We start from the raw sequence: 19,377 nt of genomic DNA on the forward strand, positions 1-19,377 counted from the left end.
CGTCATATATTGACAGGAATGGGACATATATGTCTCACTATTAACCATGAGTGAACCAATGACTCCTGTCCGCGCATCTTCTCAGAGCGATTCCACGGCACCAACCTCTGAACGGCTTGCCATTCTCTGGTCCTTCGCCCGCCCATATCTCCACGTCCTGGTTTTCGGCTTGGTGCTCTCCCTCGCTGTGTCAGCGATGGGCCTGGCCAGTCCCATGGTCACAAAATGGGTACTCGACACTCTCGCTGTGGGGGGCACTCTGCGGGACCCGGTACTGGTCCTGGTGGGGCTTCTGGTGATCGGAGCGACCGTCGGATGGTTCCAATGGGTGATGCTGGGTCGGCTGGCAGAGGACATCGTGTACGACGCACGCAAGCGCATGATGCTCCGATATCTGGGAGCACGAGTCTTCTCTCTGTTGGCTCGCGGGCCCGGGGAACTGGTCACGCGTGTCACCTCGGACACCGTGCTGCTGAACCAGGCGGCCTCAACATCGATCATCGGCCTGATCAACGGCGTGATCATGATCATCGGTTCCCTGGTTCTTATGGCCCGGTTGGATCTGGTCCTACTGGGAACCACACTGGCTGCCGTCGTCGTCATCTTTGCGCTCTTCTCCCTCCTGATGCCTCGCATCTCAGCAGTTGAGGAAAAGGCGCAGGCGGCGCTCAGTGACCTGGGCTCGGAGCTGGAGGGCACTGTGCGGGCCATCAAGACGGTGAAGTCCTCTTCGGCAGAACCACGCAGGTTCGATTCACTGATGCACCACGTCGCAGAATCGCGCCGTTTCAGCATGAAGTCAGTGCGCATCCAGGCGACCGCCTGGACTGTGGCTGGGATTGGACTCGACGGTGCCATCATTATGGTGCTGGCTTTCGGCGCCTACCGGGTGTCAGTCGGGGAGATGACCGTCTCCACCCTGGTGGCTTTCCTGCTCTACGTATGGGGCCTTACAGGCCCGATGATGGAGTTGACACAGAATCTGACCACGCTGCAGTCCGGCATGGCCGCCGCAGGAAGAATCGCCCAGATTGAAGACATGGAAGTGGAGGATGAAGCGGCTGATGTCCGAGTCCGCACGGACAACAAACATGGTGCTGATCTCAGGGCTGCGCAAGCACGGTTGAGCGCAGCGAGTTCCGAAACACCCCAGCACAATTCGTCCGGTGGCAAAGCGGGATCCTTTGGGCCACTGCTGGAATTCGACTCAGTGACGGCCCGTTACTCCAAGGACGCAGAACCAGCCGTGGCGGACGTCAGTTTCACTGTTCCTGAACATGGACACATTGCGCTTGTCGGCTCCTCGGGGGCGGGTAAGACAACAGCGCTGTCGTTGATGATGCGGTTCCTAGAGCCAGAATCAGGGGAGATTCGGCTAACCGGAAGGCCCTATTCGGAGCTTGACCATGCTGAGGTGCGCTCAGCCTTCGCATATGTGGAGCAGGAAACGCCAGTCGTCCCCGGGACTATTCGCCAGAACCTGACATTCTCCCGACCTGAAGCCACCCAGGAGCAGATTGATCGAGTCTTGGAGCAGTTGCACTTGGCAGATAAAATCGCCGAGCTGTCCGAAGGACTGGACACCAAGCTCACCGACACAAATGTCTCCGGTGGCCAGCGGCAGCGCATTTCGTTAGCGCGGGCTCTATTGGCGGCTCCGCGAATTCTGCTTCTTGATGAGGCGACCGCACAGGTCGATGGCGTGACGGAGGCAGCGGTTCAGCAAGCGATCGCCGAAGTATCACAGACATCCGCGGTAGTGACGATTGCCCACCGCCTGTCCACAGTGATTGATGCTGACGAGATTTTGGTCATGGACTCCGGGCGGGTCATCGGTCGTGGCACGCATCATGAGTTGCTGGAGAGCACTGAACTCTACCGCGACCTGGTGGCTGCCTTGAGAATCGACGCCCGCGTGTAGTGCCAGTTGCTACTGCGTAGTAACCTGGCAGAATGCATGTGATCTTCCGTACTCTGCTGATACTGCTCAAGGCCCGACGCCGCCGGCGCACCTCACCGTGGGAAGCCGCAGAGATCACGTTGCGTGCGCTCCCGACGGACGTCGACATCCTGATGCACATCAACAACGGCCAGTACTTCAGCCTCTTCGACCTAGGGCGCTACGACATGATGGTTCGTTCCGGTCTCTGGGCCGGGGCCAAGAAACGCGGGTGGCACCCGGTCGTGCAGGCTGAGCAGATCACCTTTCGCAAATCCGTGAACTTTTGGACTAAGTTCCAGATCTACACGAAGTTCATTGGAGTTGACGACCGCTGCTTCTATATTGAGCACCGAGTAGTAGTGGACGGCGAGATCTATGTCCGTGCCCATGTGGCTGGTCGACTCATCGGGAAGAACGGGCCGGTGTCGAATGAGGAAATCCTCAAGATGGCAGCCGAAACAGGCCACCCTGCTCCCGAGAATTTCCAGGTCAGCGAAGAGCTCAGAGCCTGGCGTCAGGACTTCGCGCTACCGGCGTCGCGCAAACCCGCACCCCACATCGGATTCTGAAGAAGGCGCGCACAAAGCCCCCCGGAAATCTGTGCACCGGATCCGACGGTTGACTAGTGTTGTGCCATGGAACTCACGGTCAACTCAATCCGCCGCTACCCGGTCAAAGCCATGGCCGGAGAATCTCTGACCTCAGTGCAGGTGGACCAGCGCGGGCTCGTAGGGGACCGCTGGTATGCCGTGACGGACGAGGAGGGAAAACTGGCCTCCGGCAAAGACGGGTCCCGTTTCCGTCGGCATGACGCGGTCTTTGACTATGGCGCCGAGACTGACGACGCTACGGTGAAAGTCACTGGACCGCATGGCACCTGGCACGTGGGGGAGCCTGCCCTGAGCGAAGAGCTCTCTGCGGTCTTCGGGGCCTCGGTGTCAGTGAACGCGGAGTCTCATGTGCCCCACTATGACGGGGGCCCGGTCTCGATCATCGGAAGCGCGACGCTGAACTGGATGGGCCAGCAGTGGGGAATCAACGCGGATCCGCGCCGTCTGCGCGTGAACCTTGTGCTGCAGACCCAGGAGCCCTTCGTTGAGGAGACCTGGATGGATCAGCATCTCGACATCGGCAGTGGGCCGGAGGAAATGGTGCGCTTGGCGGTGCAGCGCCGAATTCCGCGCTGCCGCACCATCGACCTCAACCAGGATGGAGCCGAGGCTGAAGGTCGGCTTCTGAAGTTGCTGGGAAAACACCGCGAGATGTGCGCTGCTATCTACGCCGGCGTCGTCGTCCCAGGAGTTATTGCCGTCGGTGATTCAGCCCGGGTGGGCCATTCCGCGCCGCAGGTGCAATCATGACGGCGATGATGTGGCTGCTTGTCGCAGTTTTTGCCGCCGTGCTGGTTGCTGGCGGTCTCCTGGCCCGTCGCAGAGAAGTTCGCATCAGAGAAGCCCACTTAGCGGCGCTGGAACGCAGAGATCAGGAACTCAGCCAGGTGCGGGAGGAATCGACGCAGCGAGCAGAGTCGAGCAACCGTCAGCTCGCTCTCGTTGAGCAGACCGCTAAGGCACGGGAGCAGGCGCTTTCCGGATATCTGGCGAAGGCCCTGGACTATGACCTGCGATCCCGCCACAGCATTCTGAATGCCTGCCATAGCGAACAGCTCGACGGCGTCCTGTTGAGCAACGTGGTCTTCCTGAGAAAGAGCCGGGCCTTTGGGGGAGACCTCTACCGGAGGCAGATCGACCACGTGGTGGTCACCTCCGAGAAGGTAGTCCTGCTTGAGAACAAGGGGTAGAAAGGGCTGGTCTTCGATGGGGTGCCTCCCGGGACCATCCATCCTGATCTGGGGGCTGTAGTGGGTCAGCTGCCTTCGACAGACACGTTCGCGGTCCATATCGGTGGCCAGGACCGGTCCATTCGCATTGCGGAGGAGGCTCCTATTGACCAAGCCGCCAAACAAGCCCGGGACCTGAAGAACATTGCAGCCGAAAGCAGTGTCGATGCAGGTTTCGTGGAGATCTGCGTGCTCTACTCGCACCCCCAAGTCCGCCTGCATGCACTTGACCGTCAGGCCTCCAGAGGATGGCACGGACGAGTCATCGACTTACCCCAATTGGGACAGGTCCTCAGGGCTGGCTCCGGCGGCCAGCGGCGGGTCGACGTCGAGCAGCTCACGGGCCTGTTGGAACCGCTGGCGGGTGACATTGCGGGCTTCGGGTCCTATGAGTCCACCTGGCCTTCACGTTTGATGCCCCGGGTTCAGGTCAGCTGATAGGTGGATGGCGCAGTTCAGTGGCCCGACGCTGCGTGGTCAACTAGGCCTGACGGTCGCTGCGCCAGCGGCGGTAAGCCATGACTGTGAGTATGCCGACGGCTGCCCATCCGACTCCGACGGTTGCGCCAGTGACCACTGAGGGATCGGCGATAAACGCACCGATCGCCACCAAGGAGAACTGACCGGGGATGCAGGAGGCCAAGCTCGCCAGCACATACGGAGTGTGCTTGACGCCGAAGGCGCCGCTTCCGTAATTGACCGGCCAATACGGGATGCCTGGTACAAGTCGAAGCGTCGCTACCGCGTAGAATCCCGAGTCGCGTAGATGCTGTTCCACAGTGCTGCGGTGCCGGCCCAGCAGCTTCCGCATAGTCTGCTTGCCTAAGGCGCGCGCTACCCAGTAAGCACTCCAGCAGCCCAGCATCACGCCCAATACCGAGAGTACAGTTCCTGCCGCGACGTCGAACAGCAGTCCGCCCGCCACCGCCATTATGGTGACGGGAATAGGAGTGGTCGCGACCAGGGCGTAGAGGCCCACAAAAGCGATCCACCCAGCCCAGCCCAGGGCTTCAATATCCTGCTGGAGCTGGTGCACCGGGGGGAGTTCCACATTGAAGACGACCCACAACAACCCTAAAACCACTACGCCCAAGGCTGTGTTACGCAGGACCGAAACCCACCGTTCCTGATCCTCAGCAGGGTATTCGGGCTCGCTGCGTTCACTGGTCATGGACGCCAGCCTACGGATAGGACGGAGGGTTTCGCCTCCTCTGGCCTATTTACCGCAGGCCCAGGTACCGTTTGCGATTTACTTTGCGGGTAGCCCGCCTGATGGTGAACAGCGAAATTATCGTACCGAGGTAGAAGAAGCCGATGGTGATCAGGAACAGGACGCCCTTGATGTACTTACCTAGGTAGAAGTATTGCAATCCCGCCACGAAGAAGAAGCCCAGGATGGTCAACACGAAAGCAAGTCCTGGATCTTTCTGTGGACCGTCGAATGCGTGGGAAGCCATGAGCATAGTCTACTCGCGTGCCTCCTCTCGGCGAGCCCGTGGAGGGTCCGCCGCTAGTATGACGCGACGGTCCGGCCCGCCGGTTTAGACCCGGTTGATCTCGCGCCGGTTCCAACCGAGGAGCCCGAGGACAATCCCGCCGACCCCGAGCGCCGTCAGGATCACTACCGGGCCCCATGCCACCTCCTCGACGGGGTATTGGGACAAGTGGCCGAAAATATTGAGTTCATGGAAAAAATCGGGAACTTCAAGAATCTGACCGAAGTTAGTCATGAAGGCGGCGTAACCGACGATCGTCCAACCGACTGGACTGGCTGTGCGCGGCCACCAGCCGAAGAGTGCAGTTACGATTCCCACCACTGCGAGGACCGCTGGTGTCTGGTGCAGACTGGCGACAACCAAGTCAAAGAAATAGTCGCCACCATCGGTCTCCAGTACGGCGGCCGCGCCAGCGCCCATGGCCAAGCCGACCAACAGCAGAATCGTCAATAAGCCTCCCAGAAGCACAGCTAAGTGTGCACGCAACCACGTGGTGCGGCTCAGCGGGGCAGATAGCCCGAACTCAGCGCGACCGCGGTGTTCCTCCCCGCGGAGCTGGGTGAGAGCGCCTACTCCAGCCGCTGCGACGAAAATGGCCATGAACAGTCCCATGTAGGCCAAATAGCCCAGCATCATGGTCTCGCCGGAGAAGATCATCGCGAACTCCTCGGGTAGATCATCGGCAGCGTCCACCAGCGCCTGAGCATAGGCCCCGAACATCAGACCGCATATCACCAATGCAATCCCCCAACCGCGCAGACCTCCCTTGAGGGTCTTGACAGCTATGCCCAGCGGAGTGCCCAATGACGGCCTGGCGGACTCCCGTCCCATGCGGGTAGGCATGAGGCTGGCCTCGAGATCACGCTTGGTGCTCAGCCAAAATCCGATCCCGGTCAACGCAACAGCAAAGACCAGCAGAAGTGCAAGCGGCCACCAGCGGTCCTCCACATAGGGGGCAGTCTGCTGAGCCCAACCAAGTGGCGAAAACCAGGAGAGAGCGCTACCACCCTGTTCGGCCATATCGCCGCCCATGCGAATGACATACGCCAGCGCCACCAGCCCACCTGCCATAGCGCTTGATCCCCGTGAGGATTCGCTCAGCTGTACAGCAACCGCCGCCGCCCCTGCGAAGAACAAACCGGTCGAGACTCCGGCCGCGGCCACCAGGAGCGAGCCCTCGAATGCGAAATCTCCAGCTAGCGCTCCAGCTAAGACCAGCAGGCCGACACCCAAGTTGGTGATGACAACCAAAATCAATGTCGCAGAGAGAGTGGCGTGGCGACCCACCACATTGGACCTCATGAGTTCCGCACGGCCGGTCTGCTCTTCAGCTCGAGTGTGGCGCACGACTGTGAATACACTCATAAGGGCGATGAGAATATACAGGAAGAGCACGTACCCTGCGGAGAAAAATCGTTCGTAAGTCGGCGTGGCCATTCCGAATGCAGGTCCCGTCATCAGACGGCCAACCGGGTCTGTGAACAGGCTTGCGAGCTCGGCAAGTTCCGCTTCGTCTTCGGCTACGAGTTGGATCGCATTGGCGAAATAGAAGCCCAGGAGCCCGATTCCGATGACCCAAGCAGTGGAGCGAATGCGATCCCGACGCAGCATGAACCTCAGCACGGTACCGGTGCCAGCGAGGGTCGCTTGGCGTTCAGCGCGGCTGGAAGACTGTCGATTCGATGGGGTCATTGTGGAAGCGCTCATCAGGAGACCTTCTTTGTGGTGTCGGGGCTGACCCCGCGCTGGGAGAGGTCGTCACCGTAGTGGCGCATCAGCAGCTGTTCAAGAGTTGGCGGATGTGCCACGATTGAATGGATCCCTAGTCCTGCGAGGTCGTTCATGACCTCCTGAACGTGATCACCGTCTACCTCGAAGACGCTGCGCTCGCTCTCGGTGCGAAAATTGTGCACAAAGCTGAGTCCTGCGATGTGCTGGGCAGAGCGCTCGGTCGCCACCTCGATGGTCGTTCGCGTCATATGCCGCAGCTCGGAAAGCGTCCCGGATTCTACAATGTGACCAGCACGGATAATGGAGACTCGGTCGGAGAGCGCCTCCACCTGCGCCAGAATGTGGCTCGAGAGCAGCACAGAGCGGCCCGCGGTCTTCGCCTCGTGGATCACGTCTTGAAACACCGTTTCCATGAGCGGGTCCAAACCTGCAGTGGGTTCGTCCAGAAGTAGCAGGTCAGTCTCGGCGGCCAATGCAGAGATCAGTGCCACCTTTTGCCGGTTGCCCTTGGAGTAGGTGCGGGTCTTCTTTCGGGGGTCTAGATCGAAGCGTTCGATCAGCTGGTCGCGCCGCTGCTTGTTGTAGGTCCCTCTGAGCCGCAGGAACATGTCAATGACTTCACCTCCTGTGAGGTTTGGCCACAGTTCTACATCACCGGGCACATAGGCAAGGCGCGTATGGAGGGTCACAGCGTCGCGCCAGGGGTCACGGCCGAAGATGTGCACAGTGCCGGAATCCGGCCGCAGCAGGCCCAGTAAAACGCGCATGGTGGTTGATTTGCCGGCCCCATTCGGGCCCAAGTAGCCGTGGACCTCCCCGGGGGCGATATTGAGATTGAGATTGTCCAGAGCGCGGACTGTGCCGAACTCCTTGACAAGATTCTCGGTGTATATGACAGGAGTAGTTTCACTCATCACTCAGGTCCTTTTCTGGCTAGAGACACCCGGAGGGCCTCAGTGCTGGCTCTCGAGTGCCTACGGGGGACTGGCGTCTGAAATCTCGCGTTCGAATGCTTGTTGCGACTCCATCAGTTCGCGGTACATTTCGGCGTTCATCAAAGGTCGGGTGTAGATCTCCGCCACCGCTGCCATATAGGGGAGAAGTCCCTCCGACTCCTCGTCCAGGGGGCTTGCTCCTAGATGGCGCTTCATTTGATGGTGCAGCATGAGTGCGCCGAATGACTGCAGGAGAAGTACCACTGCCCTGTGGCGGGGGTTAGTACTCGGATACACCAGGCCAAGCTGCTCAGCCTCAGCTGTGTATTCCAAGGAATCCTCAACGAGCGTGTCAAAGAGGTCATCCATCTCGGGCCCTCCAGCGGCGAAAGCCTGGAGCAAATACTTCAGGAGATGCCGGTGGGATTGTATGAGCTCCAGAGCATGGTTCCTGGGCATTGGCCCCGCGATCCGGACCGATTCTGTCTTGGTTCGCCGAATCTGCTCAGTGACGAACGCATCGCAGACCTTCCGCAGGTTCCTCTTTGACTCGTAGTGGTGAATGACCAGAGGTGCGGAAACTCCAGCACGGCAGGCGATCTCCTTCAGGCTTACCTCATTGAAACCGTGCTCACCGAACAGCTCGATGGCCGCGTCACGGATCCTCTCCCGTGCCTCTAATTTTGGAGGAGAGGTGTTGCCAGTGCCGGTGATGTTGTGTGTCACAGCCGCATCGAGAGGATTGTGCCGGATCCGGGATGCCCCATATTGATAGACCACCACCACCACCTTCTTCCACATGGGCAACACAGGCCTGAACGGTTGTTCAGCATCTATACTGAGACGCTAGCTGAACCGGTGTTCAGCGCACAAGAAGCCTGAACAACTACGGCACAACATTCAGCCGTGTATGCTCCGAGATCTCCCACCATGCGCGGCTCATCCTAGGTTTTCGCCGCTCATTACTATCTCGCTCTCTACGGAACTCTGGCTGAGGCCCCGGCGTTCCGTCCACCGGGGACCAGGCGGTCCAGAGCTTCCTGCATATGCTCCTCGATGGCGTCCACCAGAGCCTCTGAATCACCAGCGGCGATGGCTTCAGCGATCCGCCGGTGCTCTGCCACCTGGTCCTCAGGGTCCCGGTAGGTCCCTTGCAGCGCAGTGAGGCACATTCGGGTTTCCACCATGAGAGTCTGATGCATCCTCTGAAGTCGCGGGCTACCGGCGCTGCTGACCAATACCTCGTGAAAGTCCAAGTCAGCGTTCGAGAGCTCGGCCAGTGCACCCTGTTCGGCGACAGTCTGCATCGACTCATAGGCGGCCCGTAGTGCGAGGACGGCGTCGTGGCGATGCTGTCTTATGATGGTGCGCCCAGCTGCTGATTCGATCGCGGTGCGTGCGGCATAGAGATCTCGGATCTCATGTTCATCAAGTTCTTTGACGAACAGTCCGCGGTTGGGCTCTGCGCGCACCAAGCCCTCCTGCACCAGGCGCTGAGTGGCTTCACGGAGTGGACCGCGGCTGACCCCGAACTCGGCGGCAAGAGTGGCCTCGGACAACTGAGTTCCAGGTTCCAGTCTGCCCAACATGATGGCCTCGCGCAGTTGGCGGGTGATGAGCCCGGCAGTGGACTCCCGGTTTACCCGCTGGAACGGCTGAGGGCTGGACATTCGTGCTCCGATCGATGGATTGTTGACAATCGATTGTAGACCGTCTGCAGCTATGCCCCGTTCGGTGGGCTGAAGAGTACCCCGAGCCCGGGGAGTCCGGGGTGCTCCACACCGGCAATCCGCATGCCTTCCCAGATCGTGACCTGGTTGGCCGTGAGCACCGGTTTGCCCAGCGACTGCTCAAGGTCAGCGACCCATGTAAGAGAGTGCATGGCCGTATCTGGAACGAGCATTGCCTGCGCTGCCGGCACATCGACTTCCCGGATCATCGCAAGCAGGTCAGCACGGGCCATCTGGCCCACAGCAGCCGCAGTGAACACTCCACGTGCTTGGAAGTTCACCACATCGATGCCTCCGGCGCGGAGGAACTGGCGGAAATGCGCGGCAAGAGTTTGGGGGTAGGAAGCTGCTACGGCCACATTCTGCACTCCGAGTGCCTCTACGGCCCGGGCGAAGGCTAGGGAGGTCGAGGAGGCGGGCCGTGCAGTGGCTTGTGCCAACTGCTCAGCCTGCTCGTGCGCCCCCTGCCACCCGAAGACAAAGCTGCCTGATGTGCAGGCCCACATGACTGAATCTACGGTGTGTTCGGCCAGCAGCCGCCCCGCACCTTCGCTTAGCCGGGAGTGAGACCCGGTCTCCAGCAGTGCTTCTGGAGTGTGTTCGTCCACGCCGATTGTGGTGATGGTGACGGGCAGTCTCACAGGAGGGCTGCCGCTCTTGGGGGTCAGCCTGGCCTCGGTGGAAGGATAGTCGTCCTCTGCTGCGTGGCCGGGATAGAGAATGCCGACCGTGACTGGGCTGCTCATGTGGAAGACACTTCTTCCCAATCCGCTGACTCAACGGGTTCCGGAGCCGCGCTCAGACTGGCGCGCAATGCTGCCCCAGGGCCGTAGTAGTCGCGTTCTGCCCGTCTCAATGCAGCCCAGATGGTGGTCTGGTTGGCTGAGAGAACCGGCTTGCCGAGCTCCTGCTCCAGCTGGTCAAGGACTTCATACGTTGGCAGGTTGGTGCACGAAACCAACACCGCCTCAGCATCTTCGGAGTCTGCACGGCGAACCAAATCATAGGTCGTCTGCCAGGGGACGGTCCAAATGCGACCGGTAAGCCCAAGATTTGCCGTCTGAACAAGCTTTACTCCTGCCTCGGCGAAGAATTGGCCGAAGAGCGCCCCAATGGCCTCGTCATATGGAGTCGCAGCAGCGATGGTGGTAATTCCCAGAGCGTGGACGGCTTCCAGTAGGGCTCCCGACGTTGTGACGGCGCTGGGAGCCCGGTCCTGGACAGGAGGGGCGTGTTCTTCCGGATAGACCTGGGCTGACTCCACAGCGTAGGCGGCTTCCGATGAGGCTTTTCGGCCGGCTTCAGATATGGCGTGGAGCAGCCGACGTTCACCAGCGAGACCTCGCACAAAGCTACCGGAGGTGCAGCCGTAGATGTACCCGAAAGGATCAGTGGCTGAGACGGCCTGCACTGCCTCGGTGATCAACTCTGGACGGGAGATCTCACGAGCCTGTTGAACGGTGACGGCCAAGGGCTCAAACGGCGTTCGCGTGAAAAGCAGATCCAGCTGATCGAATCCGAAACTGTCCCGGGAGAACTGCCGCAGCTCACGGTCCAGCCCCATGTCATAGGGCACGACGACGCCCATTGGTACGGCCAGTGGAGACCTCTGGGCGGGGTGTGTCGGTGTCATAGATTCCCCTTGAATGACGGCGACAACGATCACTGCAGGATTGTTGACAATCTGCAGATTGAGTTCCTAATGTAGCACCCATGTCAGAGTCTCGTCCGGTCATCACAGTGCTTCGCCCCTCCGACCCGGATTCTCCGGCATACGAACCCCCGGGACTCGATCAGATCTCGGACCGGGCCGAGATTCGGCTCACCGACGCCGAGCACATTGTCGATGACATCGCAGGTGCCGACGCGCTCTTCCTCTGGGACTTCTTTTCTGGTGCGCTGCAGGAAGCGTGGTCCGCAGCAGATCGTTTGACATGGATTCATGTTGCTGCTGCCGGAGTGGACAAGCTGCTCTTCGACGAGCTCAACGACTCAGACGTGACGGTGACTAATGCACAAGGGATCTTCGACCGTCCGATTGCGGAGTGGGTGCTCGGAGCAGTTCTGGCACACGCCAAAGACTTCGGCGGAAACTACCGGCTCAAGACCACCAAGACTTGGGATCACCGGGAGACGAAACGAGCCCAGGGTGCTCGGGCCATGGTCATCGGTACCGGAGCCATCGGGCGTGAAATCGCGCGGCTGCTCAGCGCGGTGGGTATAGAGGTGACTGGGGCAGGTCGGACTGAACGTGACGAGGACCAGGACTTCGGCGTCGTCGTCCCGTCAGCAACTCTTGAAGAGCACTTTGGCGATTATGACATCATCGTCAACGCTGCCCCGCTGACCCCCGCAACTACCCACCTCATTGGTCCCACCACGCTGGCTGCTGTGAAGACCGGAGCTCACCTGATCAACATTGGGCGCGGTGCCTCGGTGAACGAGGACGCCCTCATCACTGCTCTGCGCGAAGGCCCCCTGGGGTACGCATCATTGGATGTGTTCGAGCAGGAGCCACTGCCTCAGGACTCCGAACTCTGGGAGTTGGACAACGTCATGATCGCCGCTCATATGTCGGGAGACGTCCACGGATGGCGGGATTCGCTGGCCGAGCTGTTCATAGACAACGCCCAACGATGGTTGGATGGGAGAGACTTGCTCAACGTGGTGGACAAGGACAAGGGATATGTCCCAGGAAAGAGGAGCGCATCATGACGGACCTGGCTGAGCTGACTGCCGCCGAGCTGCTGGACGGTTACGCCGCGGGGAGCTTCACGCCCGTGGATGCCACGGAGGCCGCCCTGAGACGTATCGATGAGTGCAACGGTGATCTCAATGCGTTTGTATTGGTGGACCGTGATTCTGCCATTGCCTCAGCTAAAGCCTCTGCCGCGCGATGGCAGGCCGGAGAGACTCTCGGTATCGGCGATGGTGTGCCGACCTCTATCAAAGACATGTTCATCACCGCGGGATGGCCTACGCTGCGCGGATCGACACTTATCGACGACGCCGGCCCATGGGAGGCCGACGCCCCCTGCGTCGCCCGGCTCCGCGAGACCGGTGCGGTGCTACTTGGCAAAGTTTCCACCCCGGAATTCGCGTGGAAAGGCACCACGGACAGTGAGCGGTTCGGTGCCACCGGGAACCCTTGGGATCCCTCCACCACTGCAGGCGGTTCATCCGGAGGCTCATCGGCTGCGGTGGGAGCCGGGATGGGGGCCTGGTCAGTGGGCACCGATGCTGGCGGCTCAGTCAGGATTCCTGCCGCCTTCACGGGGACAGTAGCCCTGAAGCCTACGTTCGGCACAGTGCCGATGTTCCCCGCCTCACCGTTCGGGACCCTTGCACACGCCGGCCCCATGACCCGCACCGTGGCGGACGCCGCTATGCTGATGGACGTCGTCACCGGATTCGACTCACGTGACTGGGCCGCCCTGCCCACGCCAACAACGTCATTCACTGCAGGGCTCGAAGAGGGCGTCCGTGGACTGCGCATTGCCTTCTCCCCAACTCTTGGGTTCGGAGAGAACGCCCCGGACATCGATCGATCGGTGCGGGAAGCGGTGGAGGAGCTCGAGGCCCTGGGCGCAGTCGTCGAAGAGGTCGATCCGGGGTTTACTGACCCAGTAGAGGCCTTCCACGTGCTGTGGTTCACTGGTGCGGCCAAGGTGGTTGCGGCCTACGGACCGGGGGCATTGGCCAAGGTGGACCCTGACCTCCGCGCAGGAATAGAGCGTTATGCGGACGCCTCAGCACAGGACTACCTTGACGCGACTGCTGTGCGGATGGAGTTGGGAGTGCTCATGGGAGCCTTCCACGAGAAGTATGACCTCCTGGTGACGCCTACAATGCCGATCACTGCTTTCGACCGCACCCGCCAGGCTCCCGAGGGTTGGAAATCTGATCTGTGGACCTCCTGGACCCCGTACACGTACCCGTTCAACATGACCCAGCAGCCTGCGGCTTCGGTGCCTTGCGGGGTGGCCGACAACGGACTGCCGGTAGGACTTCAGTTCGTGGGTGCACGCACTCAGGATCGACTCGTACTCCGTGCCGCGCGAGCTTATGAAAAAGCAACCGGAGAGAAGTTCTCCCGCCCCGTATTCGAACCAGTTGTGCAGGGCACGGCCTAGGCGTGACCAGGTTCATTACGGTCACCCTGGAACGACGGGGAGTGACTTGCCTGGCCAAGCTGCTCGACGAGGCGGCTCCCCGCACCTGTGCGGCTGTATGGGACGCCCTGCCGCGGTCAGGCCAGGTCTACCACGGCAAATACGCACGCAATGAGATCTACCATCTCCTAGAGGCTTTTGCCGCACAGGAGCCCGGTAAGGAAAATACGACCGTCACTCCCATACCTGGCGACCTTTGTTACTTTGCCTTCGACTCCGATGACTTGGGCAACCCCGCATACGGCTATGACTCCGGTGCAGACGTGCGAGCAGATGCTCCGACCGCAGCCAAGCCCATTATCGATCTTGCGGTGTTTTACGGCCGGAACAATCTGTTGATCAACGGCGACCAGGGGTGGGTCCCCGGAAATGTGTTCGGCACGATCGTCGAGGGTCTCGATGAACTGGCAGACGCTTGCCAGTCCATCTGGATGGACGGAGCGCGCGGCGAGACGCTGACCTTTGCCCGTGCACACGAAATCTAAGCAGAAGGCGTAGAAAGCCGAGCGAGTTCGCAGTTTCAGAAGCGTGCAGCGAGTTCTTTGGTGCGGGCCGCGAGATCCTCCCGGATCATCACCATCCGCTCATGACCTTCCACGCCAAAAAGAGACGGTTCCACAGTCTCCCAGCGCTCAACAACGACCCCGTCGACTTCGGGTACCTCAGCCTCGGCGCCAATAATGATGACGTATCCGGCTTCTCGCATCCCTTCCTCCGTCAGTTGCGTGGGCTGCTGGTCATGAATATCAATCCCCACCTCGCTGAGCACAGAGGCTGAGAGAGCGTTGATGCGCTGACCGGCCTTGGTGCCTGCCGAGGAAACTGTCACGGAGTCAGGCTTACCATCCTGATGGAGCTGCTTCCGGAGTAGGCCTGCGGCCATTTGGGACTTGCCGCCGTTCTTGACGCATACGAAGAGGACGCCGGGGGGCTGATCAGACATGTTTGCTCCTGGAAGCGGTTCCTATTCGGTCGTCCAAGGCGGTGAGCCGATCATCCGAACTTGCCGGAGACATACCGTTCCGTCTGCTGGTTGCTTGGATTGTTGAAGATCGTTGACGTCTCGGCGTATTCGATCATTTTGCCGGGTTTCCCTGTGCCAGCAATGTTGAAGAATGCAGTTTTCTGGCTTACCCGAGCTGCCTGCTGCATGTTGTGAGTCACGATCACGATCGTGTACTCCTGCTGGAGCTCAGAAATCAGGTCTTCGATTGCAAGCGTCGAGATGGGATCGAGCGCGGAGCACGGCTCATCCATCAGAATGACCTCGGGCTTCACTGCGACTGTCCGCGCGATGCAGAGCCTCTGCTGCTGTCCTCCGGAGAGGCCCGAGCCAGGCTTGTCCAGGCGGTCTTTGACCTCGTTCCAGAGGTTCGCACCGTGCAACGCGCCTTCCACAATGTCGTCGGCCTGAGATTTCGACATGCGGGCACCATTGAGTTTGTAGCCTGCTAGGACGTTTTCCCTGATACTCATGGTGGGAAAGGGATTGGGACGCTGGAAAACCATTCCGACCATCGAGCGCACCGTCACCGGGTCGACGCCGGGGCCATAGATATTGTCGTCGTCCAACAGCAACTGCCCCTCGACTCGCGCTCCGGGGAGCACCTCGTGCATACGGTTCAGACTGCGGAGGAAGGTCGTCTTGCCGCAACCGGAGGGGCCGATGAAGGCCGTGACCGATCTGGCTGCGATTTCGATGTTGACGCCTTCTACAGCGAGAAAGTCACCGTAGTACACGTTGAGATCCTTGGCGGTGATGCTCTTGGACATATCTTCAGCTCACTCTTTCTTGAGGTTCTTTTGATGTTGTCAGCGGCCAGTCTTCTTGGGCGCGAAGAGAGTGGCGATGATGCGTGCGGTGAGGTTCAGTCCCATGACAATAATGATGAGCACCAGAGCTGCTGCCCATGCGCGCTGGTGGGAGGGATCTGAGAAGTTCGGTGACGTCGGGTTCTGGAACTGCCTGAAGATGTATACCGGAAGGGCGGTCATCCACCCTTGGAAGAGGTTCCAGTTGTTGCTGACCACGAACCCGGCCGTCACCAGTATGGGTGCCGTTTCCCCGATGACACGGGCAATGGCCAGTGTGACACCGGCTGCGATACCGGAAATCGCCGTCGGAATGACCACCTTGATGATGGTTCGCCATTTGCGCACTCCCAAGGCGTAGGATGCCTCGCGGAGCTCATTGGGAACCACGCGGAGCATCTCTTCAGTAGTCCGGACGACCACCGGAATCATCAGCACAGACAGGGCAATCGCGGCGGTAATTCCCATGGTCGAGCGGGTCGGTAAAGGCAGTCCGAGGCTGTTACCCACTCCAAGGAACCATCCCATCGCGGCCGCCCCGAAGAGGCCCGCCACAATGGAGGGTATGCCGGTCATGACGTCCACAAAGAAGGTGATCGCTCGAGATAGCGTGCCCCCTCGCGCATATTCGACCAAGTAAATTGACGTCATCAGCCCAATGGGCACAGAGATAAATGTCGCCGTCAGGGTGATCAGAAGGGATCCGACCAGGGCGTGGCGGATACCACCCAGCACTGGTGTGCCTTCTTCTTGGCTTCGTTGATCGGTCGTTCCATCAATCCCCTGCATGTCCGAGGCCAGGAAGCCAGGTTCCAAGAGTCCGGGGATTCCGATGGACGTTACTGACCAGATGACCGAGAACAGGGGAAGCAGAGCGATGATGAAAGCCACATACACCAAGTTTTTCCACATCTTGTCTTTGGCTTGGCGTCGGTTGACCTTGACTCGTGTCACGCCGTAACTGATGAGGACATAGAGAACCGCGGTGAAGACGAACCACAACGCAAAATTGAATGAGATGAGTGAGCTCAGGGCTGCCCCGAGCGCAGCAGAGACCACAAGTATCACCAGGCCGGTCCACCAGGGTAGACGGTTCTGCGTCAGTGAAGTCGGACGGAGCACGGACGATGGATCTGGGACCTTCTGTCGGGCCGGTCCGGCGGGGCCTTCGACCGATGCGGGAGTTGGTCGCTGCTGCTGGGTCTGGCTCATCAATTGGCTCCAGAGAATTCTTTGTGACGGTTGACGATCCAGCGGGCCGTCATGTTGACGATGAGGGTGATGATGAACAGCACCAAACCGATGGCGATCAGCTGGGCTTGCCGCACTGATCCTGGCGGTGCTTCCGGGAAGCCAAGTGCGATTTCGGCTGGAATAGTGCTGTTACCGGAAGAGATGAGGGACGCCGTGAGCAGGCCGGGTGAGAGAACCAACGCCACGGCCATCGTCTCACCGAGAGCTCGCCCGAGACCCAACATCACACCAGAGATGATGCCGGCTCGAGCGAAGGGGAAGACTGCCATGGTGATCATCTCCCACCGCGTTGCGCCCAGTGCCAAAGCAGCCTCTTCGTGAAGTTTGGGTGTTTGGATGAAGATTTCCCGGCAGACTGAGGTGATGATCGGAAGAATCATCACCGCCAGCACAACTCCTGCGGTGAAGATTGTCCGCCCTGTTTGCGAGGGGTTTCCGGCGAACAAAGGAATGAACCCGAGGTTCTGGTGGAGCCAGCCATAGACCGGAACAAGCGCAGGGCCGAGAAAGCTCATTCCCCAGGCGCCGTAGACCACCGACGGTATCGCGGCAAGCAAGTCGATCAGGTAGCCGATGGACTTGCTTAACCGGGGCGGAGAAAAATGCGAAATGTAGAGCGCCACTCCCACTGCCACGGGAGTGGCGAGCACGAGAGCGATCAGCGAAGCAATCAGTGTGCCGATCACCAGGGGGTAGGCATACTCAAGGAACTGCTGAAGAATGAGTCCTTCCTCTTCACGGTATACCGCGCCTACGGAGTTGAAGCTGAGGAAGATGGCGACGAACGCGAGGGTGACGAGGATAGCAACGCCGGACAGGAGCGCCACTCCGGAAAAGACCCGGTCCCCCATGACGCCGCCGGAGTCGGCGCTCGTCAGCGCATTGGTACCGGGTTCTTGGCGACCGGATTGGTCTGTCGGCTTAGCTGGGGAGTGAGACTCGCCAGGACTGGTCACGGGGGCTCCCTGCCTCGGTGGGTATGTGTGTAGTGATCAAGAGCGCTGGCCCGACGGTTGCCTGGATTGTCATACCCCAGAGGCTGCGGCCTCTGGACTTCGGTTTCCGCCGGGCCAGGATGTGATGAACTGAGTGAGGCTATACCTACTCGGCGACGGTGATCTCAGAGATCGCGTCCATAGCATTGCTGCGCAGCTCCTCTGACATTGGAGCGTTGCCCGCAGCAGATTCAGCTGTCTGCTGTCCATCTTCGGAGACCAGATACTCGGCGAAAGCGATTGCAAGATCCGCAGTCTCCTGGTCTGGATACTCGTTGCAGAAGATGTTGTATGCAGCGAGCACGATCGGGTAGGCGCCCTCTTCTTCCGTATCGCGGTCGAGCTCAACGGCCATATTGTTCGGGGCCTGGCCCTCAACTGGAGTGGAGGAGGCTACCGCCTGCGATGCGGCCTCAGCATTGTGTTCGACGTAGTCGTTGCCGACCCACACTGCCACAGAGTTCAGTCCGCCAATCTGAGAAGCATCTGCGTATGTGATCGCGCCATCGGTCTGTGACGTCAGATCGACGACACCGGAGTTCTGCTGCGCAGACTCCGCCGAGATGTCTGCAGGCCACGCGTCACTGGCTTCCCATTCCCAGGTCCCAGCGGCGGCTTCCAAGTATTCAGTGAAGTTGTCCGTCGTACCGGAGTCATCAGCGCGGTGCACAACGGTGATGGGAGTATCCGGCAGGTCGATGTCTTCATTGTGCTCCGCGATGGCGTCGTCGTCCCACGTGGTGATTTCGCCGGAGAAGATGCTGCCGATGGTGTCAGCATCGAGGTTCAGGGTGTCGTCAATGCCCTCAACGTTGAACGCGACGGCAATCGGAGAGATGTACGCAGGAATGTGGAAAGCTCCGTCGGGACCGCAGATCTCCTTGGACTGTTCCCACTCATCGTCATCCATGGCTGAGTCTGAACCGGCCCAGTCATATTCGCCACCAAGGAAGCCATCGCGCCCGGCACCGGAGCCTACAGATGCATAGTTGACCTGCGCCTCAGGCGCTACAGAAGCAAAGCCATTCGTCCAAGCGGTCATGGCGGCCTCCTGGGATGAAGCACCGCCTCCCACCAAGGTTCCCTGCACCTCGCTGGTATCGGTGCCGCCGTTGGCCTCCCCGTTGCCGTTGTCATCGCCGTTCTCGGCACCCGGGTTGTTGGCCTCGCCGCAGGCAACAAGTGCCACCGTTGCGACCGACAGGATGGCCGCTGCGCGACCGAAACTTTCTAACTTCACGTTGTCCCTCTCTGAGGATTTGTCGTCAGCGCTATCGACGATGCGCCGCACTGCGAACTGCTGTGGCCCTATGGCTCACGCGCATGAACATAGACATGGCCGCGGAGCCGAGTGTCACGCTAAGGGGACCAGATGACAGCTAGTTGCTGTCTGAGTGAACGGAAAATGAACAGCTGGCGGCCAGAGAGTTTAGTTCCCCTCGAGCCTGTCCTGAGCCCGTACCAGCCAAT

General features: G+C 60.1%; 21 protein-coding genes. 8 read left to right on the forward strand and 13 right to left on the reverse strand.

Annotation, left to right across the window (positions count from 1 at the left end; genetic code table 11):
* The first annotated feature begins 46 nt into the window (after window positions 1–46).
* The 5 genes from FH975_RS13075 (at window position 47) to FH975_RS13095 (ending at window position 4,220) form a co-directional block, all read left to right on the forward strand.
* Window positions 47–1,921: an ABC transporter ATP-binding protein gene (locus tag FH975_RS13075; RefSeq protein WP_202923248.1), complete on the forward strand. Its 1,875-nt coding sequence runs from the start codon at window positions 47–49 to the stop codon at window positions 1,919–1,921.
* Window positions 1,922–1,953: 32 nt separating this feature from the next.
* Window positions 1,954–2,511: an acyl-CoA thioesterase gene (locus FH975_RS13080; protein WP_162321732.1), complete on the forward strand. Its 558-nt coding sequence runs from the start codon at window positions 1,954–1,956 to the stop codon at window positions 2,509–2,511.
* Between the two features lie 66 nt (window positions 2,512–2,577).
* Entirely contained in the window at window positions 2,578–3,303 is a 726-nt protein-coding gene (locus FH975_RS13085) for an MOSC domain-containing protein (protein ID WP_162321733.1), read from the forward strand.
* Complete coding sequence (locus tag FH975_RS13090) at window positions 3,300–3,743, forward strand: hypothetical protein (RefSeq protein ID WP_162321734.1); 444 nt, start codon at window positions 3,300–3,302, stop codon at window positions 3,741–3,743. The genes FH975_RS13085 and FH975_RS13090 overlap by 4 nt, the downstream gene beginning before the upstream one ends.
* Before the next feature lie 21 nt (window positions 3,744–3,764).
* Entirely contained in the window at window positions 3,765–4,220 is a 456-nt protein-coding gene (locus FH975_RS13095; protein WP_162321735.1) for a hypothetical protein, read from the forward strand.
* A 43-nt stretch (window positions 4,221–4,263) separates the two neighbouring features.
* On the opposite strand, the gene FH975_RS13100 is transcribed toward FH975_RS13095, so the two are convergent.
* The 8 genes from FH975_RS13100 to FH975_RS13135 form a co-directional block, all read right to left on the reverse strand.
* Window positions 4,264–4,953, reverse strand: coding sequence for a TVP38/TMEM64 family protein (locus tag FH975_RS13100; protein WP_235928723.1), 690 nt, complete (start codon window positions 4,951–4,953; stop codon window positions 4,264–4,266).
* A 49-nt stretch (window positions 4,954–5,002) separates the two neighbouring features.
* Window positions 5,003–5,239: an NINE protein gene (locus tag FH975_RS13105; protein WP_162321736.1), complete on the reverse strand. Its 237-nt coding sequence runs from the start codon at window positions 5,237–5,239 to the stop codon at window positions 5,003–5,005.
* 84 nt (window positions 5,240–5,323) lie between these two features.
* Window positions 5,324–6,985 (reverse strand): ABC transporter permease, encoded by a 1,662-nt coding sequence (locus FH975_RS13110; RefSeq protein WP_162321737.1) that lies wholly within the window; start codon window positions 6,983–6,985, stop codon window positions 5,324–5,326.
* A complete protein-coding gene (locus FH975_RS13115) occupies window positions 6,985–7,923 on the reverse strand; it encodes an ABC transporter ATP-binding protein (RefSeq protein WP_162321738.1) in 939 nt (312 codons plus the stop codon). Before FH975_RS13115 ends, FH975_RS13110 begins: the two co-directional genes overlap by 1 nt.
* Before the next feature lie 60 nt (window positions 7,924–7,983).
* Complete coding sequence (locus FH975_RS13120; protein WP_235928724.1) at window positions 7,984–8,745, reverse strand: TetR family transcriptional regulator; 762 nt, start codon at window positions 8,743–8,745, stop codon at window positions 7,984–7,986.
* A gap of 176 nt (window positions 8,746–8,921) precedes the next feature.
* The gene (locus FH975_RS13125) at window positions 8,922–9,614 is read right to left on the reverse strand and encodes a GntR family transcriptional regulator (RefSeq protein ID WP_162321740.1); all 693 of its coding nucleotides are present in this window, start codon (window positions 9,612–9,614) and stop codon (window positions 8,922–8,924) included.
* Window positions 9,615–9,664: 50 nt separating this feature from the next.
* Entirely contained in the window at window positions 9,665–10,420 is a 756-nt protein-coding gene (locus FH975_RS13130; RefSeq protein ID WP_162321741.1) for a maleate cis-trans isomerase family protein, read from the reverse strand.
* Window positions 10,417–11,307: a maleate cis-trans isomerase family protein gene (locus FH975_RS13135; RefSeq protein ID WP_202923249.1), complete on the reverse strand. Its 891-nt coding sequence runs from the start codon at window positions 11,305–11,307 to the stop codon at window positions 10,417–10,419. The genes FH975_RS13130 and FH975_RS13135 overlap by 4 nt, the downstream gene beginning before the upstream one ends.
* An 80-nt stretch (window positions 11,308–11,387) precedes the next feature.
* Here FH975_RS13135 and FH975_RS13140 point away from each other — a divergent pair, with 80 nt between their 5' ends.
* Genes FH975_RS13140 through FH975_RS13150 form a run of 3 tightly spaced genes read left to right on the forward strand, consistent with a single transcriptional unit; the run spans window position 11,388 to window position 14,331 of the window.
* Window positions 11,388–12,389 (forward strand): D-2-hydroxyacid dehydrogenase, encoded by a 1,002-nt coding sequence (locus FH975_RS13140; protein ID WP_162321742.1) that lies wholly within the window; start codon window positions 11,388–11,390, stop codon window positions 12,387–12,389.
* Window positions 12,386–13,807, forward strand: coding sequence for an amidase (locus FH975_RS13145; RefSeq protein ID WP_162321743.1), 1,422 nt, complete (start codon window positions 12,386–12,388; stop codon window positions 13,805–13,807). Before FH975_RS13140 ends, FH975_RS13145 begins: the two co-directional genes overlap by 4 nt.
* A 2-nt stretch (window positions 13,808–13,809) precedes the next feature.
* Window positions 13,810–14,331: a DUF3830 family protein gene (locus tag FH975_RS13150; RefSeq protein WP_153078629.1), complete on the forward strand. Its 522-nt coding sequence runs from the start codon at window positions 13,810–13,812 to the stop codon at window positions 14,329–14,331.
* 35 nt (window positions 14,332–14,366) lie between these two features.
* On the opposite strand, the gene FH975_RS13155 is transcribed toward FH975_RS13150, so the two are convergent.
* The 5 genes from FH975_RS13155 to pstS form a co-directional block, all read right to left on the reverse strand.
* Entirely contained in the window at window positions 14,367–14,789 is a 423-nt protein-coding gene (locus FH975_RS13155) for an arsenate-mycothiol transferase ArsC (RefSeq protein WP_162321744.1), read from the reverse strand.
* A 50-nt stretch (window positions 14,790–14,839) separates the two neighbouring features.
* On the reverse strand, window positions 14,840–15,619 hold the full coding sequence (gene pstB, locus FH975_RS13160) for a phosphate ABC transporter ATP-binding protein PstB (RefSeq protein WP_153078627.1): 780 nt from the start codon (window positions 15,617–15,619) through the stop codon (window positions 14,840–14,842).
* Between the two features lie 39 nt (window positions 15,620–15,658).
* The gene (pstA, locus tag FH975_RS13165) at window positions 15,659–16,870 is read right to left on the reverse strand and encodes a phosphate ABC transporter permease PstA (protein WP_162321745.1); all 1,212 of its coding nucleotides are present in this window, start codon (window positions 16,868–16,870) and stop codon (window positions 15,659–15,661) included.
* Window positions 16,870–17,763, reverse strand: a complete 894-nt coding sequence (gene pstC, locus FH975_RS13170; protein ID WP_162321771.1) for a phosphate ABC transporter permease subunit PstC — start codon at window positions 17,761–17,763, stop codon at window positions 16,870–16,872. Before pstC ends, pstA begins: the two co-directional genes overlap by 1 nt.
* Before the next feature lie 250 nt (window positions 17,764–18,013).
* Window positions 18,014–19,147 (reverse strand): phosphate ABC transporter substrate-binding protein PstS, encoded by a 1,134-nt coding sequence (gene pstS, locus FH975_RS13175; RefSeq protein WP_162321746.1) that lies wholly within the window; start codon window positions 19,145–19,147, stop codon window positions 18,014–18,016.
* Window positions 19,148–19,377: the final 230 nt, after the last annotated feature.

Origin of the sequence: Nesterenkonia haasae (assembly GCF_010119385.1) — a bacterium.
Classification (GTDB): domain Bacteria; phylum Actinomycetota; class Actinomycetes; order Actinomycetales; family Micrococcaceae; genus Nesterenkonia; species Nesterenkonia haasae.

What these genes read in the sequence shown, in the direction of transcription:
- FH975_RS13100 (WP_235928723.1), bottom strand. Translation starts at nt 4,953, where the DNA reads ATGACCAGTGAACGCAGCGAGCCCGAATACCCTGCTGAGGATCAGGAA.
- FH975_RS13105 (WP_162321736.1), bottom strand. Translation starts at nt 5,239, where the DNA reads ATGGCTTCCCACGCATTCGACGGTCCACAGAAAGATCCAGGACTTGCT.
- pstA (WP_162321745.1), bottom strand. Translation starts at nt 16,870, where the DNA reads ATGAGCCAGACCCAGCAGCAGCGACCAACTCCCGCATCGGTCGAAGGC.
- FH975_RS13090 (WP_162321734.1), top strand. Translation starts at nt 3,300, where the DNA reads ATGACGGCGATGATGTGGCTGCTTGTCGCAGTTTTTGCCGCCGTGCTG.
- FH975_RS13125 (WP_162321740.1), bottom strand. Translation starts at nt 9,614, where the DNA reads ATGTCCAGCCCTCAGCCGTTCCAGCGGGTAAACCGGGAGTCCACTGCC.
- FH975_RS13135 (WP_202923249.1), bottom strand. Translation starts at nt 11,307, where the DNA reads ATGACACCGACACACCCCGCCCAGAGGTCTCCACTGGCCGTACCAATG.
- FH975_RS13085 (WP_162321733.1), top strand. Translation starts at nt 2,578, where the DNA reads ATGGAACTCACGGTCAACTCAATCCGCCGCTACCCGGTCAAAGCCATG.
- pstB (WP_153078627.1), bottom strand. Translation starts at nt 15,619, where the DNA reads ATGTCCAAGAGCATCACCGCCAAGGATCTCAACGTGTACTACGGTGAC.
- FH975_RS13080 (WP_162321732.1), top strand. Translation starts at nt 1,954, where the DNA reads ATGCATGTGATCTTCCGTACTCTGCTGATACTGCTCAAGGCCCGACGC.
- FH975_RS13120 (WP_235928724.1), bottom strand. Translation starts at nt 8,745, where the DNA reads ATGTGGAAGAAGGTGGTGGTGGTGGTCTATCAATATGGGGCATCCCGG.
- FH975_RS13110 (WP_162321737.1), bottom strand. Translation starts at nt 6,985, where the DNA reads ATGAGCGCTTCCACAATGACCCCATCGAATCGACAGTCTTCCAGCCGC.
- FH975_RS13075 (WP_202923248.1), top strand. Translation starts at nt 47, where the DNA reads ATGAGTGAACCAATGACTCCTGTCCGCGCATCTTCTCAGAGCGATTCC.
- FH975_RS13155 (WP_162321744.1), bottom strand. Translation starts at nt 14,789, where the DNA reads ATGTCTGATCAGCCCCCCGGCGTCCTCTTCGTATGCGTCAAGAACGGC.
- FH975_RS13130 (WP_162321741.1), bottom strand. Translation starts at nt 10,420, where the DNA reads ATGAGCAGCCCAGTCACGGTCGGCATTCTCTATCCCGGCCACGCAGCA.
- FH975_RS13115 (WP_162321738.1), bottom strand. Translation starts at nt 7,923, where the DNA reads ATGAGTGAAACTACTCCTGTCATATACACCGAGAATCTTGTCAAGGAG.
- FH975_RS13145 (WP_162321743.1), top strand. Translation starts at nt 12,386, where the DNA reads ATGACGGACCTGGCTGAGCTGACTGCCGCCGAGCTGCTGGACGGTTAC.
- pstC (WP_162321771.1), bottom strand. Translation starts at nt 17,763, where the DNA reads ATGGGGGACCGGGTCTTTTCCGGAGTGGCGCTCCTGTCCGGCGTTGCT.
- FH975_RS13140 (WP_162321742.1), top strand. Translation starts at nt 11,388, where the DNA reads ATGTCAGAGTCTCGTCCGGTCATCACAGTGCTTCGCCCCTCCGACCCG.